At 71.4% G+C, this 14,832-nt stretch carries 16 protein-coding genes; 7 read left to right on the forward strand and 9 right to left on the reverse strand.

Annotated features, from left to right (window positions below):
• The first annotated feature begins 47 nt into the window (after positions 1-47).
• Positions 48-2,285: an HD domain-containing phosphohydrolase gene (locus LAJ19_RS11800; RefSeq protein ID WP_225475943.1), complete on the forward strand. Its 2,238-nt coding sequence runs from the start codon at positions 48-50 to the stop codon at positions 2,283-2,285.
• A gap of 7 nt (positions 2,286-2,292) precedes the next feature.
• Here LAJ19_RS11800 and pyrE read toward each other — a convergent pair whose 3' ends face one another.
• A complete protein-coding gene (pyrE, locus tag LAJ19_RS11805) occupies positions 2,293-2,853 on the reverse strand; it encodes an orotate phosphoribosyltransferase (protein ID WP_225475944.1) in 561 nt (186 codons plus the stop codon).
• A 47-nt stretch (positions 2,854-2,900) separates the two neighbouring features.
• Here pyrE and LAJ19_RS11810 point away from each other — a divergent pair, with 47 nt between their 5' ends.
• From LAJ19_RS11810 to LAJ19_RS11825, 4 genes are all read left to right on the forward strand, one after another.
• Complete coding sequence (locus LAJ19_RS11810; RefSeq protein ID WP_225475945.1) at positions 2,901-3,104, forward strand: helix-turn-helix domain-containing protein; 204 nt, start codon at positions 2,901-2,903, stop codon at positions 3,102-3,104.
• 180 nt (positions 3,105-3,284) lie between these two features.
• Positions 3,285-4,037 carry a ribonuclease H family protein gene (locus LAJ19_RS11815; RefSeq protein WP_225475946.1) on the forward strand — a complete coding sequence of 251 codons (753 nt, stop codon included), beginning with the start codon at positions 3,285-3,287 and terminating at the stop codon, positions 4,035-4,037.
• A 439-nt stretch (positions 4,038-4,476) separates the two neighbouring features.
• Entirely contained in the window at positions 4,477-4,692 is a 216-nt protein-coding gene (locus tag LAJ19_RS11820) for a hypothetical protein (protein ID WP_225475947.1), read from the forward strand.
• The gene (locus LAJ19_RS11825; RefSeq protein WP_225475948.1) at positions 4,689-5,537 is read left to right on the forward strand and encodes a TIM-barrel domain-containing protein; all 849 of its coding nucleotides are present in this window, start codon (positions 4,689-4,691) and stop codon (positions 5,535-5,537) included. Before LAJ19_RS11820 ends, LAJ19_RS11825 begins: the two co-directional genes overlap by 4 nt.
• Here the strand turns inward: LAJ19_RS11825 and LAJ19_RS11830 are convergent.
• The 5 genes from LAJ19_RS11830 to LAJ19_RS11850 form a co-directional block, all read right to left on the reverse strand.
• On the reverse strand, positions 5,521-6,030 hold the full coding sequence (locus LAJ19_RS11830) for a hypothetical protein (RefSeq protein ID WP_225475949.1): 510 nt from the start codon (positions 6,028-6,030) through the stop codon (positions 5,521-5,523). The two genes, LAJ19_RS11825 and LAJ19_RS11830, sit on opposite strands and share 17 nt — an antisense overlap.
• A gap of 95 nt (positions 6,031-6,125) precedes the next feature.
• Positions 6,126-6,809 (reverse strand): arginase, encoded by a 684-nt coding sequence (locus tag LAJ19_RS11835; protein WP_225475950.1) that lies wholly within the window; start codon positions 6,807-6,809, stop codon positions 6,126-6,128.
• A gap of 50 nt (positions 6,810-6,859) precedes the next feature.
• A complete protein-coding gene (locus LAJ19_RS11840; RefSeq protein WP_225475951.1) occupies positions 6,860-7,840 on the reverse strand; it encodes a GNAT family N-acetyltransferase in 981 nt (326 codons plus the stop codon).
• The gene (locus LAJ19_RS11845; protein ID WP_225475952.1) at positions 7,837-8,859 is read right to left on the reverse strand and encodes a GNAT family N-acetyltransferase; all 1,023 of its coding nucleotides are present in this window, start codon (positions 8,857-8,859) and stop codon (positions 7,837-7,839) included. Before LAJ19_RS11845 ends, LAJ19_RS11840 begins: the two co-directional genes overlap by 4 nt.
• Positions 8,856-9,905 (reverse strand): GNAT family N-acetyltransferase, encoded by a 1,050-nt coding sequence (locus tag LAJ19_RS11850; RefSeq protein WP_225475953.1) that lies wholly within the window; start codon positions 9,903-9,905, stop codon positions 8,856-8,858. Before LAJ19_RS11850 ends, LAJ19_RS11845 begins: the two co-directional genes overlap by 4 nt.
• Positions 9,906-9,974: 69 nt before the next feature.
• Here LAJ19_RS11850 and LAJ19_RS11855 point away from each other — a divergent pair, with 69 nt between their 5' ends.
• The gene (locus LAJ19_RS11855) at positions 9,975-10,697 is read left to right on the forward strand and encodes a PIG-L deacetylase family protein (RefSeq protein WP_432804212.1); all 723 of its coding nucleotides are present in this window, start codon (positions 9,975-9,977) and stop codon (positions 10,695-10,697) included.
• Between the two features lie 21 nt (positions 10,698-10,718).
• On the opposite strand, the gene LAJ19_RS11860 is transcribed toward LAJ19_RS11855, so the two are convergent.
• From LAJ19_RS11860 to LAJ19_RS11870, 3 genes are all read right to left on the reverse strand, one after another.
• Positions 10,719-11,018 carry a hypothetical protein gene (locus tag LAJ19_RS11860; RefSeq protein ID WP_225475955.1) on the reverse strand — a complete coding sequence of 100 codons (300 nt, stop codon included), beginning with the start codon at positions 11,016-11,018 and terminating at the stop codon, positions 10,719-10,721.
• A 101-nt stretch (positions 11,019-11,119) separates the two neighbouring features.
• Positions 11,120-12,214, reverse strand: coding sequence for a M20 family metallopeptidase (locus LAJ19_RS11865; protein WP_225475956.1), 1,095 nt, complete (start codon positions 12,212-12,214; stop codon positions 11,120-11,122).
• Between the two features lie 71 nt (positions 12,215-12,285).
• Positions 12,286-12,477: a hypothetical protein gene (locus LAJ19_RS11870; RefSeq protein WP_225475957.1), complete on the reverse strand. Its 192-nt coding sequence runs from the start codon at positions 12,475-12,477 to the stop codon at positions 12,286-12,288.
• Between the two features lie 314 nt (positions 12,478-12,791).
• Here LAJ19_RS11870 and LAJ19_RS11875 point away from each other — a divergent pair, with 314 nt between their 5' ends.
• Positions 12,792-14,786, forward strand: a complete 1,995-nt coding sequence (locus LAJ19_RS11875; RefSeq protein ID WP_225475958.1) for a S9 family peptidase — start codon at positions 12,792-12,794, stop codon at positions 14,784-14,786.
• Positions 14,787-14,832: the final 46 nt, after the last annotated feature.

Here is a 14,832-nt window from a genome sequence, read left to right on the forward strand (position 1 = left end):
ATCGTCAGCGCAGGAGGGGGAGGTGAGCAGCCACGCAGCCTGAATTCATGAGCGGTTCCGCAGCGTCTGGCCCCGCCGACCCTGGCCGGGGCCAGACGCTACGCCGTGCGCTGGGCGGTCGCCTGACCGGCGGGCCCCGCGCCATGTACCTGCTCCTGACCCTCACGGCGCTGTGCACGGTGGGCAGCAGCGCCGTGATCAACGACGCCTCGCGGCACCAGCGGATCGTGCTGCTGCTGGCCGACACCACGGCCGCCACGCGGGCCGTCAGCGCCCTGGAGTGGCAGGCCCTGAGTGCGGACCGCCCGCCGCCGGCGGTGCAGGTGGAACTGCGGGCGGGCGTGCAGCAGCTGCACGAGCTGCGCCGCGCCCTGACCCAGGTGAGTGGCGCGCCTCTGCCCGGGCATGAGGCCCCACAGGGCCTGACGAGCGTGCTGCCACTGCTGGACCGCTACGCGAACGTCATGACGCGGCAGTCGGCGCTGCTGGACGCCGCCGGGCCCCACACTGCCCGCACGGTGAGCCGCGTGACGGTCGCCCCAGCCGTGGGGGCGCTGCTGACACGCATTGGTGAGGTGCGCGCCCTTCAGGAACGGGCCGCGCGCCGCAGCCTGCAGGCGGCGGTGCTGCTGGCGCTCCTGACGGCCCTGACGGCGCTGCTCACCGCGGCGCTGCTCACCTACCGGCTGCAGCTGAGTCTGCAGCAGGCGCGCACGCTGCGCGCCGAGGCGCAGCAGCAACTGGAACGGGAGGAACGCGACCCGCTGACCGGCCTGTGGAACCGCCGCGGCCTGGCCCGGCAGTTCATGCTGGCGCAGGCCGCGGGGCCGCTGAGCGTGGCGGTGCTGGACCTCAACCGCCTGAAAAGCATCAATGACCTGGGCGGGCACGGAGCGGGCGACGCGCACCTGCGCCGCATGGCGCACGCCCTGCAGGCCGCGTGCGAGGACCGGGGCACGGCCGCGCGGCTGGGCGGTGATGAGTTCGCGCTGCTGCTGCCGCGGCACACGCCCGATCAGGCGCAGGCGCTGCTGCGCAGCGTGGCCTCCAGCCTGGAACACCCGGAAGACACCCTGCCGCCGTTCGCACACGGCGCGGTGCAGGTCACGGCCGTCACGTCCCTGGACCGCGTGCTCACCCTGGCAGACGCCGCCATGTACGAACACAAGGAGCAGCAGCGCCTGGAGGCCAGCTCGGGCCGCAGTCTGGGCGCCAGCGTGGAGGAGTTCACCTCCCGCCTGGAGCAGCTGGAAACGCCGCAGGGCGTACTGCTCGAGGGCCTGCGCATCGCGCGCGAGGTGCTGGGCTTCGACGGCAGCGCCTACCTGGAACGCCGCGGGGAGACGTTCGTCCTGAGCCGGCTGGACGGCCGCGTGCCGGAGGGCACCGCCGCCGTCACGCTGGGCCGCGTGTACCGGGGCGGGCGGGGCCTGACCGGGCAGGTGATCGAACGCAGCGTCACCTGCTGGAGCAACGACTACCCGGCCGAGACGCACGTGATGGACATCTGGGTGGAAGCCGGGTTGAAAAGCGTACTGATGGTGCCGGTGCGGTACGGGGGCCGCCTGATGGGCGTGATCAGTCTCCTGCACTTTGAGACGTGGCGGGTCATCACCCCGCAGGCGCGTCGCCTGACCGAAGCCCTGGCGTCCCGGCTGGGACACACCTTCGAGCAGCAGGTGGCGGTGGAGAACGTCCGGCACGCCCTGCAGGGCGGCCTGATGGCGCTGGGCGCGGCGCTGGAGGAACGCGATCTGGAAACCGCGGGGCACACCGAGCGCGTCGTGCAGCTTGCCGAGCGGCTCGGACGCCGGATGGGCCTGACCGAATCGGCCCTGGACGCGCTGCGTCACGGCGCGTCCCTGCATGACATCGGGAAGCTGACCATCCCGGACGCCATCCTGCTCAAGCCCGGGCCGCTGAACGCGCCGGAATGGCAGGTCATGCAGCATCACGCCGCGCGCGGGTATGACATCGCCCAGCGCCTCCAGGGCCTGATGCCCGGCACGCTGGACGTGATCCGCCACCATCACGAACGCTGGGACGGCGCCGGCTACCCCGACCGGCTGGCCGGGGAGTGTATTCCGCTCGTGGCGCGGATCTTCGCGGTGTGCGACGTGTATGACGCCCTGACCCACCCGCGCCCGTACAAACCGGCGTGGACGCACGCGGAGGCCGTCACGGAAATCCGCGCGCTGGGCGGCACGCACTTCGACCCGCACGTCACGCAGGCGTTTTTGCGGCTCATGGACCAGCGCGCGCCTCAGCTCAGCGCGCGCCGCTGAGCGCGGGTCAGATCTCCTGCAGGGGCAGCGCGGCCAACCACTCCGGCACTTCGTCCGGGGCGTACGTGTCGAACACCAGCTGCGCCAGGGACACCAGCGGGTAACCCGCCAGGGGCCCGCCGCCGGGGCGGCGGTCCACGATACACGCGATGCCCACGCACCGGCCGCCCGCGGCTTCCGCGGCCCGCACGGCCTTCAGGACGCTGCCGCCGGTCGTGAGAACATCCTCGACCGCCACGAAAGTCTCACCGGGCGCCACGGTGAACGCCTCACGGATCTTCATGCCGCCCTGACCGTCCTTCTCCGCGAAGATGGCGCGCGTGCCGTAGTGCCGCGCCGTTTCATAGGCCAGCACCACGCCGCCCATGGCCGGGCCGATGACGAACTGCGCCTCGATGCCCGCGCCGCGCAGTCCCTCAGCCAGGGCCCGCCCGAGCTGCTCGGTGTAGTGCGGGTGCTGCAAAACGGTGGTGCTCTGCAGGAACTTGGGGCTGTGCCGGCCCGATGCGAGCAGAAAGTGCCCCTCGTGGTAAGCGCCGGCCTGCTGGTACAGTTCGAGGACGTTCATGGTGTCAGTATCCCATTGCGCGTGCGCCGCGCGGGGCATCATGACCTATGGAGACCGTGGCGTTCCCTGAAGCGGTGGTCGTGGGCGTGAGGCGGCGTCTGCTCGGCATTTCCCTGCAGGCCCTGGCGGCCGAGGCGCACCTGAGTCCGGACGTGCTGCGGCACGTGGAGGCCGGAACCTTTGATCCGCGCAGCCTGCATGCCCTGGCCCGCCGGGTGCTGGCGCGCCGGCTGGACATCACCCTGGCGTAGCGCTGCCCTGAGCGTTCTGGCGGATTCGCCCGGTGCCCCGGGCACGCTATGAACATGGCCGGGGCGCAGGCCGCGCACCTGAAGAAATGGTCAGGGACGCGCGAAGCGCGCCCCGTGAAGAATGACAGCAGCCCCCGCGCCGGCAGGTGCGGCGCGCGGGGAGCGAAGGAGTGATGCGGCGTGAACCAGGCGTTCGTGGATGCCAGCTGGCACGAGGAGACGGACCTGAACGGAGACCTGCGTGGCCTGGGCGGCTGGGGGCTGGTGCTGCTGCGTCCCGGGCTGCTGCCCACGCGGTTTCAGGGGCAGCTGAACTCAGCAGACAACAACGCCGCCGAGGTGCGTGCCGTGCTTGAAGCCGTGCGGGCCGCGCCGGAGGGCGCGCCCCTGACCGTTCATACCGACAACGAGGCGGTGATTGCGGCGGTGGGCCGCGGGCGCGGCCCGGCCTTCCTGGCCGACGACGCGCGGGAAGTGCTGGGCGAGGCGGCCGCGCGCGGCATTGACCTGCGGGTCCGGTACGCGCCGCGCACGCGCCGGCACATGCTCAGCGCGCACATGCTCGCCAACGACGCCCGGCGCGGCCTGGGCACGCCGGGCCTGACAGACACCCGTTCGGACGTCCTGATCGAGCAGCGCAGCAGCGCTGAGGAAGCCCGCGTGAGCCTGCGCCGGCCCGGGGAGCGCGTCACCGCTCACGTGCCGCTGGACTTCGGCTCGGAGGTGCCGCCCAGCGCGCAGGCGCTGCTCGCCGCGGTGGGGCTCGCCCTGCCGGGCGAGGTGCTCGTCGTGCGGCGCGCCAGCAAGGTCGCGCAGGCGCTGTGGCAGCGGCCCGAGCGGGCGCTGCGGCCCGGCGCGCAGGCCCTGCTGCGGGGCGCGCGGCGCAGCGCGGACGAGAACGGCGTGCAGGTGGAATTCCTGGGGGTCGGGTAGGGCCGCGGCCCGGGGGCCACGCCGCAGGCGCCTGCCCGGGTTCACTCGACCTGAGCGGGGAGGAAAGCCGGGTGCGCCTGGGGAAGCGTTCCGCTGGGCGGATCATGAGGTGCCCTTCGTTCGCAGTGGAACACGGCCGGGTGCCGGCACCCCGGGCGCCGAGGTGCGGGTGTGGGGGCGACGGACGTCCTGCCGGTCTGCGCGCCGCTGCCCGGGGTGCTGCGCGTGCACCTGATGCCAGAAGCGCGGGCCAGCGCCCTGGGCTTCCCGCGCGCGAAAAGCGGGTTCGCGGTGCGGCCCGACCTGCCTGGCGGCCCTCTGCTGAACGTCTCGGAGTCGGCGGTGAACCTGCTGGTGGTGGGCGGCGGGCTGTCCCTTTCAGCTGAGCCGCGTCACGGGCGCGTGGCAGGTCCTGACCGGCCGCGGGTCAAGCGCGCGGGTGCTCGTCTCAGCGCTCGCCTGGAGCGGAGCGGTTCAATCTGCGCCGCACGCCGCTGCACCTGGACGCGCCGGACCGCGCGGCGTACCTGGGCTTCGGGAGCGCGCCGGACCGCTCGACAAGCGCGGCCTGCACCTGACGTTCTGGAACACCGACTGTTTCCCGCACCACACCGACACGGACCCGCTGTACGTGTCGGTGCCGTTTACACGATGATGCAGGGCGGCCGGGCGCACGGCGTGTTCGTGGATGAACCGTGGCGCATGGAGGCGGACGTGACGCGCACGCACCCGCACGAGGTGCGTTCTGCCTCGGCGGGCCCGGAACTGGACGTGCACGTGGACATTGATTCCATGGACGCCTACAAGGTCTGGACCGTGAACCGCGCGAACCTCCCGGACCTCCGGGCGTTCGTGCGGGAAGCCGCGGCGCACGGCGTGAAGCTCGTGCCGATCATTGATCCGGGCGTGAAGGCCGAGCCCGGGTACGACGTGTACGAGGAGGGCCTGAGGAGCGATCACCTGGTGCGCACCGTGCGCGGCGACGTGCTGGTCGGGGAGGTCTGGCCGGACCCGGCGGTGTTCCCGGACTTCACGCGGCCGGAGGTGGTGGCGTGCTGGGCCGGACGGCACCGGCTCTTTACGGACCTGGGCATTCAGGGCCAGTGGAACGACATGAACGAACCGGCGTGCCTCAGTCTGCGGGAACCGCGCGACACGGAAGACAAGACCCTGCCGTACGACGCGTGGCACGGCACGCACCCGGAGGGGCACAACGCCTACGCGAACGGCATGAGTGAGACCAGTCGCGCCGGGGACGCGAAGTTCAGTCCGCAGGTCCGGCCGTGGATTCCCACGCGCGCCGGGTACGCCGGCATTCAGCGGCACGCGGCGGTCTGGACGGGCGACAACGCGGCCACGTGGTCGCACCTGGCGCTGAGCCTCCCCATGATTCGCGGGCGGGTGTGTGAGGCATGGCCCTCTCCGGCGCGGCGGAAGGGCAGCCCCGCAGAGCTTTTTGCGGGGCTGCGCCGGGCGCGGCAGGTCAGCGGCGGCGCATGAAGCCCAGGCGGCCGCGCGGGGCAGGAGCGTCCGGTTCGGCCATTTCTTTCAGAACCTCCGCTTCGCGGATGGCGCCCTGCAGCCATTCGGGCGCGGCGCCAGGACCCAGAAGTTCCGCGCGGGGGATCCATTCCGCCGCGGTCACCTGGGCGCTGTCGGGTTCGAGGATGCCGGCGCTGTAGTCCGTGCCGAAAATCAGGTGCAGCCGCGCGTCGCCGCGGCCGCTGTGGGTGCCGCGCGCCGCGTGGGACGCCACGAGTTTCAGGTCACTGACCACGAGTTTCAGCTGGTCGCGGATCACGCGCCGCAGGTTCAGTTCCACGGGGTTGGTGCCGCTCGCTCCGTGCAGCACCAGTCCGGGCAGGCCGTGCGCGCCGGGCAGCAGCGGTTCCCGGGGGCGGGTGATCAGGTAGGTGTCCTGGTGGTGGATCAGCGCGAAGACGCCCACCTGGTAGGTGGTCTGCTGGGTGGGTTCATCGTGCGTCATGGTCACGGGCGGTGCTCCTCTGGGATGGTGGTTCTCATTCTAAAGGGGTGTGGGGCGGGTGCGCCGCGCCCCCGATCAGGGGCGCCGGGGGCCGCGTGCGTTCAGGGCGCGGGCCGGCGCAGGGGCGGCACCAGGGCCTGCGCACGCAGCGCGCGGGCCAGGACCTGAAACTCCGCGTCGTGGGCGGGACTGGTCCAGGCAGGCGACTGCACCAGTAGCACTGAGGTGACGTGCGCCGGGTCGGGCAGTCCGGCGCCGGGCGCCGCCTGCCGGGTCAGGGTGACGCGCGCGAGGGTCGTGGCGGGCAGCAGCGCGGCCACTTCAGTGTGGGTGCGGGTCAGGTCAAAGCCCTCGGCGACCCGCAGGTGGGCGTGCCAGTCGGGGTACAGGCAGGTGTACGAGTGGATCAGGCCTTCCGTGAGGCCGCGTCCAGCCCAGTTGCCGGGCCGGATGCGCTGCGGGTCTCCACTGAGGCTGGCGAGGTCGTGGTGGGAATCCAGGTTCAGAACGTCCTGCGGGGGGTACTGCTGCAGCCACGTCCAGGCGTCGGCGTGACTGAGGGTCACGAACGCCGGCACGCCCGCGTAGGCGCGCAGCGCCTCCCACCCGGGATACAGGGGGAAATCGGCCTCCAGGCCACGCCAGCCGGGACCGCTGCGCCGGCGGGCGCGGTCCGTCCAGGCGGTCAGGCGGTCGTGGTCCCAGTCGCGCGTGCCCCAGATGGGCGCGTCGAACACGAGGTCGCGTGTGCCGGAGAAGGCGTCCCAGTCAATACTCAGCAGCACGCGCCCAGCCTAGAGCACGGGCGGCCGTTCGGGGCGGGCTGCGCCCCGGTTCACGTGAAGCGGACCAGGTGAGACACGCTGGCAGGGTCGCGCACGAAGCCCAGGCGGTCGTTCACGGCGAGCATGGGGGCGTTGTCGCTGGCGTTGTCGGTGCGGATCAGCGGGGCGCCCAGGGCCTGGCCGGCGCGGGCCGCAGCGACTTTCAGGAGGGTCGCCACGCCCCGCCCGCGCCAGGGGCGGGTCACGCCGGTCAGGCCGGTCAGCAGGTCCGGGCTGGCCTCGCTGTGGTACAGGGCGGTCTGAGCGATGAACGCGCCACCGTGTTCCGCCACGAGGTACGCACCGGGCAGCAGGCCCGGATCGCCAAGCACAGCTTCCTCGAACACCTGCCGGGCGAGGGGCGTGGCGGGTTCGGCGCGGGGAACGTCCTGCCGGACTTCGCTCATCAGGCCGTGCAGGCGGCCCGTCAGGTCAGGCGTGCCGGCGGCCCGCAGCTCGCTGAGAGAGCGGACGTGCACGCCCAGCGCCTTCAGCCGCTGCTCCAGCGCCTCGTACGGGCGCGGGTCGAACGTGTCCAGCCGCAGGGCGGACGTGAAGTACCGCTTGTCCCCGGTGAAGCCCCGCCGCGCGAGGAAGCCCGGCGCGACCGGATGGTCCTCGCGCGCCAGGATGCGGGCGGACTCGGCATTCAGGGCACGCAGCTGCCCGTCGAGGGCCTGCCAGAGGGCCGCGCCGGCGCCGTGACCCTGGTGGTCGGGGTGCACGGCGAGTTCCAGCGTGAAGCGCTGCGGGTGGAACGCGCCGGGGTCCTGGAAGTAACTGGCGCTGCCGATCACCTCGCCGGCCTGCCGGGCGACCAGCACGCCCGCGTGGTGGCCCCAGGCGCGCTGTTCCTCGTTGCGTTTGCGCAGCTCATCGCCGCTGATGGGGTCGTGGGGCAGCGCGGCGGTGTACGCCTGCGCTGCGGCGTTCCACTCGTGCGGTCCGGTGGGGCCGACCGTGATGGTCCGGGCAGGGTGCAGGGTGCTCATTCATGCTCTCCAGAGAGTGCGCCCGGCACCGCGGTGGCGGACACGTCACCCCATTGCATCTCGATCCACGCGACGCGCGGCCGGAAGCCCAGGCGTTCGTTGAGGGCCAGCATGGGGCGGTTGGTGGTGGCGTTGCCGGTCCAGACCTCGCTTGCCCCGCGGTCGCGCGCGACCTTCAGCGCCGCGATTTTCAGCGCCAGCGCCAGGCCCTGACGTCGCCAGGCCCGCCGGGTGCCGGTCAGGCCGGTGTTCAGGCGCTGTGGGTCGTGCAGGTCCAGGTACAGCTCGGAGATGGCGGCCACCTCACCGGCAGGCGTGACTGCCAGCATAACGGCTTCAGGCAGGTGCTCGGGTCGGTTCTGGCGGTCCAGGAAGGATTCGAACGGAACGGCGGTGACGGGGCCGGGGCGGGGCACGTCCTCGCGCGCCTCGGTCCAGCCGGCGTAGTAGGCGCGCAGGGCGGCGGCCTCTCCAAGTTCGGTTTTCAGCTGCGCGAGGCTCACGGCGCGCAGCCCCGCCGGCAGGGCCGCCTGGATCTGCCACGCGGGCAGGTCGAAGTCACTCATGGTCAGGACGTTGTCGAAAACGCGCATGACCTCCTGGAAGCCCCGCGCGTGCAGGAACGCCACACCCTCGGGTTCGTCCTCGTACGCGCCGGCCAGCACCTCGCGGGCGCCGCGGGCGCGCAGGTGGGCGCTGAGCTGTTCAGCCAGGGCGGTGCCCACGCCCCGGCCGCGCTCGGCGGGGTGCACGCCGAGTTCCACGTGGTACCGGTCGGGGTGGTACATGCCGCCGAACTGCAGCACGGCGGCGGTGCCGAGCAGCTGTCCCGCGTCGTTCTGCGCGACCCACTGCTCCACGTGCAGGCCGAGGGGATCGGCGCGCAGGGTGCGCAGGTCGTACGCGAGCGTCTCGGCAGTCCAGGGGTGGCGGGGGTTCACGGCGCTGAGCAGCGCCGCCAGGGCGGGCAGGTCGGCGTCGGTGGCGGCGCGCAGCGTGAAGGGCAGCGTGGCGGTCACGGGGCCATCTCCGTGTGGGCCGTGAGGCTGGCGGCGGGTTCAATGGCGCGGCGCGCACCGGTCACGGGGTCCAGGTGCAGTTCATAGCGGCTGCGGGTCGGGCCGGGGCGGAACCCCAGGGCGCGGTTCATGCCGAGCATGGCCTTGTTGGGCGGGTCGTTGAAGGTGCGGATCTCGCCGCCGCCGCGTTCGTGCAGGGCGAGCATGGCGGCGACCTTCAGGGCCTTGGCAACGCCGCGCCCGCGGTCCTCGCGGCGCACGCCGGTCATGCCGATCACGTGGAAGCCGGCGGGGTTGGACATCAGGGTGCTGTACCCCACGTACGGTCCGGTCAGCGGGTCGTTCACCTCGGGACGCACGGCCACGAAGGACAGTTCGGCACTGAAGGTGGGATCGTCCAGTTCCTGTTTCACCCACGCCTCGAACGGCCGGCGGGTCAGGGTCTGCCCCATGGGGACATCCTGGAACAGCAACCAGTCGAGTTCCCACAGGCGCCGGTTCCGCTCGGGGTCCTCGGCCAGGTCCGCGATGGACCGCAGGTGCACGCCGCCGGCCGCCACGGCCGTCATCAGGTCGCCAAAGGCGCCGAGGTTCAGGTCACCGGTGTGAATGCGGGACTCGAAACGGTCCCAGGTGCGGGTAAAGCCGCGGGTGGCCAGAAAGGCGCGGCCCGGCGCGTCGCGCTCCTGGTCACTGAGCATGGTTCGGATGTCCTGCGCGCCGCGTGCCCTCAGCCGGGTCATCAGGGCGTCGTACAGGGCCGTGCCGACGCCCTGCCCGCGGGCCTCCGGATGCACGATGAGGCGCCCGAAGTAACGCCAGTTCTCGAAAGCGAAATCGTCGTGGCCGACGTGGCCCACCCCCACAATGCGGCCGCTCTGCTCGGCCACCAGCTCGCAGCGGTGCAGCGCCGGATCGTGCGCCTGGTCCCACACGGCGAGCAGTTCCGGCGTGACCGGCCAGTCCGGGTCGCTGGTGCTGAGCACGTCGGCCACACCGGGAAAATCATCGGGTTTGTGCAGCTCGCGCAGCGTGAAGGCAGTCATGGACCCATGATGACCAGCCCCGGGGAGGGCCACAATCCGCCAGCACGCTTACGGCACCTACGCCGCCGGATGCGCCGCGCGGCTGCCGCCGGGAGCGTGGTCTATGCTGGGCCGGTGAGCAAGGGACTGAAACTGCTGCTGATCGTTCCGCATCCGGACGATGAGGTGTACGGGGCGTCCGGCACGCTAATGGCGCACCTGGAGGCCGGGGAGGCGTGCGGGCTGGTGACGCTGACGCGCGGCGAGGCGGGGCGCACGCTGGGCCTGTGCGACACGCCGGAGGAACTGGCGCGCATGCGTGACGTGGAACTCGCCGCGTGCCTGGACGTGATTGGTCTGACCACGCCCGGGGCGCGCGCCGCGGGCAGCGTTTTCGAACATCACCGCTTTCCGGACAAGTACCTGAAAGACCAGCCGCTGGAGGCGCTGGTGGAGGTGGCGCGGGAGGCGATGGCGCGGCTGCGCCCGGAGACCGTGCTAACCTTCCCGCCGAACGGCAGCAACGGGCACCCGGATCATGTGACCACGCACCGGGCCGTCAGGGCCGCGTGGGAGGCGCTGCCGCCCGCGGAGCGGCCCCGGCTGTGGTACTACGCGAGCGACGTGCCGCCCGAGAATGAGGCGTTGCGCGCCCAGTGGCTCGCGCCGAACACGCGTCATGACGTGAGCCGCTTCATCGTGCGCAAGCTGCAGGCCATTGCGTGCCACCGCACGCAGGCGCTGAGCACGGTGGATTTCATCCGCAAGTACCCGGAGCGGGTCACGCAGGAAACCTTCCACGAGGTCCGCTGAGCGCCCCGCCGGGTCAGCGGGTCATTCCGTCCAGTCGCTGACGGGGATGAACTCCACGTTCTCCCCGTCTGTGGCGGTCACGGCGTAGCTGCGGTCGAAGCGCACGGTCAGTTCCCCACGGTCGAAATGCTGCGGGGACACGACCGGTTTGCGGAACAGGTACGTGCCGTCGTCATCCGCGCCGATGTGCGCGCCCTTGGTGAACCGGAACTCGACCACCTCGCCGTGCGGGCGGGTCCGGACGCGGACCCGGAAGGTCTGCGCGTCGTCCTGCTTCACGTACGGGCTGGCGGGGGGTTTCTTGCGGAACAGGTTGAACACGGCGCGGTGACCTCCAGAGGTGCGCTCAGGATACCGCGCCGCGCGGCCGGCGAAGGCCTGCGGCTGCGCCGGGGCCGCCGCGCCGGCACGCCAGCCCGCGCTTACACGCGGCCCAGGAGGGCCGTGAGCAGACGGACGTGGTCGGGCCAGCGGTCCAGGCGCACGTGCTCATGCTGGGCGTGCGCGCCGTCCCCCGGCGCGCCCAGACCGTCCAGGGTGGGGATGATGGGCGCGGTGAAGTTCCCGTCGCTGCCGCCGCCCACCACGGCGTGATCGAGTGCGAATCCGAGTTCCTGCGCGGTGGCGCGCGCCAGGGCGTACAGGGCCAGGGTGCCCTCGCCCTGCTCGAACGGGGGGCGGTTCAGGCCGCCGGTCACGGCCACCTGCACGCGCGGGTCGCGGGGAGTCCAGGCGCGCACGGCGGCGTCTATGCGCTCCGCTTCAGCCAGGGTGCTCACGCGCAGGTCCACGTCCAGGCTGCAGTGGGCGGGAATCACGTTCACGGCGCTGCCGCCCTGCATCAGGCCAACGCTGACCGTGGTGCCCGTTCCGGGGCGGGCGAGGCCCTGCAGGTCCAGCACGGCCTGCGCGGCGGCGGTGATGGCGCTGGCCCCCTCCTCCGGTTTGTTCCCGGCGTGGCTGGCGACCCCCGTGAAGGTCAGGGTGTAGGTGCCGGTGCCTTTGCGCCCTGTTTTCAGGGCGTGCGTGTCGGCCACGGGCGGCTCCACGACCAGCGCCACGCGCGCCTGGTGGGCGGCGGCCTCGATGTGCGCGCGGCTGCTGGGGCTGCCGATTTCCTCATCCGGGGAGAGCAGCACGGTCACGCCGCCCCGCGGCCACTGGCCGTACAGGGCGCGCAGCGCGTGGAACAGGCCCACGATGCCGGCTTTCATGTCGTACGTGCCGGGGCCGTACAGGCGCTCACCGTCGATGCGCCAGGGCATCCGCTCCAGCGTGCCGTGCGGCCAGACGGTGTCGGCGTGCGTGAGGACCAGCACCGGTTTGTCCGGGCCGCCCACCCCGAAATGAAAGACGCGGGTGCCGCCGCCCAGGGCGTGGGTCTGGGCGCCCAGGTCCCGCGCCCAGCGTTCGACGACGTCCATGACGTGCTGAATTCCGACCGGGTCGGTGGAGGGCGATTCGAGATCCACGAGGGTGCGCAGGTCGGCCTGCATGGCCTTCAGGTCGGGAGTCATGCGGGCATGCTACTGCGGGCAACGAAACGGGCACCCCCGAGGGGTACCCGTTGTCGTGGGGGCGCCCGCGCTCAGCTGAGCAGGGCCACCTGCTGCGCGTCCACCTTGAATTTCACGCTGCCTTTGAGGTACAGGTCGTGCAGCGTCTGCTTGCCGAACAGCCGGGCGAGGTGGGTGCTGGTCATTTCGATGGTCCGGCCGGCCACCTTGAGTCGAACGATGTCGAAGGTACCGGGAACCCAGGTGCAGGACAGTTCTTGCATAGCAGACCTCCAGGGATGGTGGGAAAAGACAGGTGCCAGAGCTCAGGGAAAAGGCCCCAGAAAGCAGGACTGCGGATCAGGGAGGACAAAAGCTTCTCTCGTCAACGGAAAAAGGCGCTGGCGACAGAAGTGGTGGCCGAAGTGGGGCCGGGTAAGATGAGCGTAAGCGACCAGCGTTTGGAAATAGAAAGACCCGTTCCACTCCGCCTTGAGGAAGCCATCATGATTCCGCCGTCCGGCATTGCGGACCGTCCAGCACAGCATCCGGAAGCGCTTCCGTTTCCCTGACCCGCCCCTGTGGTTCACTGAGAACCATGACACAACCCACCCCCGGCCCAGAGAGCCTGCTGTCTCTGGTGTTTCCCTCCGACCCCCAGGTCAGCCCGGACGGACAGCGCGCCGCTTTCGTCCTGACCCGCACCGAGGAGGACGACCCCCGCAAACCTGACGCCGACTTCCCCAAACCCCGCTACAAGGCGCAGATCTGGCTGGCCGACGCGCACGGCAGCCGCGCCCTGACGCAGGGGGAAGGGCGGGACGGCAGCCCCCGCTGGTCCCCCGACGGCCAGACCCTGGCCTTCACCCGCAAGGTCGCAGAGGGCGCTCAGCTGCACCTGCTGCCCCTCTCCGGTGGCGAGGCGCGCCTCATGACCCGTTACCGCGGCGGCGTGCAGGACCTGCAGTGGAGCCCGGACGGACAGTTCATCGCGTTTTTCACGACCGGCGACGAAGAGGACAAGCGGGACGAGCGCGGCGAGGCGCGCGTGATCACCAAACCCCGCTACCGGTTCAACGGCCGCGACTGGCTCCCTGAACGCCCCGCGCGGCTGCACCTGCTGAACGTTCAGACCGGCGAACTGCGCGAGTGGCATGCCCCGGAGGTCGAGGCGGGCGGCGTCAGCTGGCTGCCTGACAGCCGCGGCGTGCTGCTGATCACGTCAGTGGACGACCTGGCCGCTGCGCACTGGCAGCAGGAAGTCTGGCACCTCAACCTGGAGGGCGAGCTGCGGCAGGTCACGCAGTGGCAGTCTGCCGTGAACGCCGTTGTTCCCCACCCAGACGGCACGCACTTCGTGCTGGTGGGCCGCCCCGCCGGGCAGGGCAACACGGAGCACACCCACCTGTACCTGCTGCCTCTTGCGGGCAACGCCGCGCCCCTCCGCCTGGACGCCGGGCACGACCATCCGGTCGGGAACGCCGTGGGCGGCGACTGCCACGTGGGGACCATGCCGGAGAAACCCACCTGGCTCGATCAGCACACCCTGCTGTTCTCCAGCACCGTGCGCGGCAGCTGCGGCCTGTTCACCGCCACCCTGAACGACACCCTGAGCGGCGCGGTCGTCGCGCCCTTCGATCACGATCCGCAGGCCGTGATCCCGGCGTTCACGGCGCGCGGCGGCGGCGTCGCCCTGATCCGTGAGCGCGCCGACCGGTTCCCGGAAGTGATCCTGAACGGCGCGCCGGTCACCGACCTGCACGCCAGGCTGCCCTTCCCGGTGCGCACGCCGGAACGCGTCACCTTCTCCACTGACCTGGGTGAAGGGGAAGGCTGGGTCCTGCTGCCTGAAGGTGCTAACCCCGTTCCGGCGCTGCTCAGCATTCACGGCGGGCCGCACACCGACTACGGGCACGCTTTCACGCACGAGTTCCAGCTGTACGCCGCGCGTGGACAGGCCGTCTGCTACAGCAACCCGCGCGGCAGCGTCGGGTACGGGCAGGCGTGGGTGGACGCCATTCACGGCCGCTGGGGCAGCGTGGACGCCGACGACCTGCTGCACTTCTTCGACCGTTGTCTGGACGCCCACCCCCGCCTGGACCGCGCACGCACCGCCGTCATGGGCGGCAGTTACGGTGGGTTCATGACCAACTGGCTGACCAGCCACACCACGCGCTTCCAGGCGGCCATCACCGACCGCAGCATCTGCAACCTGCTGTCCTTCGGCGGGACCAGCGACATCGGCCTGCGCTTCTGGGATGATGAACTTGGCCTGAACTTCCACCGCCGCGCCGACACCCTGAAACTCTGGGACATGAGCCCGCTGCAGTACGTCGAGAACGTCAGAACGCCTACCCTGATCGTGCACTCGGTGCTGGATCACCGCTGCCCGGTGGAGCAGGCCGAGCAGTGGTACGCCGCCCTGACCCTGCACGGCGTTCCTGTACGGTTCGTGCGCTTTCCCGGCGAGGACCACGAACTGTCCCGGTCCGGCCGGCCGGACCGGCGCCTGACCCGCCTGACGGAGTACCTGAACTGGCTTGACCGCTGGCTGACCCCCACCGCCACGCGGGAGGCGGCAGCGACTGCCTGAACCGCACAGGGGCGACCAGCACCGCACTGCTGGTCGCCCCTGAATG

The organism is Deinococcus taeanensis (assembly GCF_020229735.1).
Lineage (GTDB): Bacteria > Deinococcota > Deinococci > Deinococcales > Deinococcaceae > Deinococcus > Deinococcus taeanensis.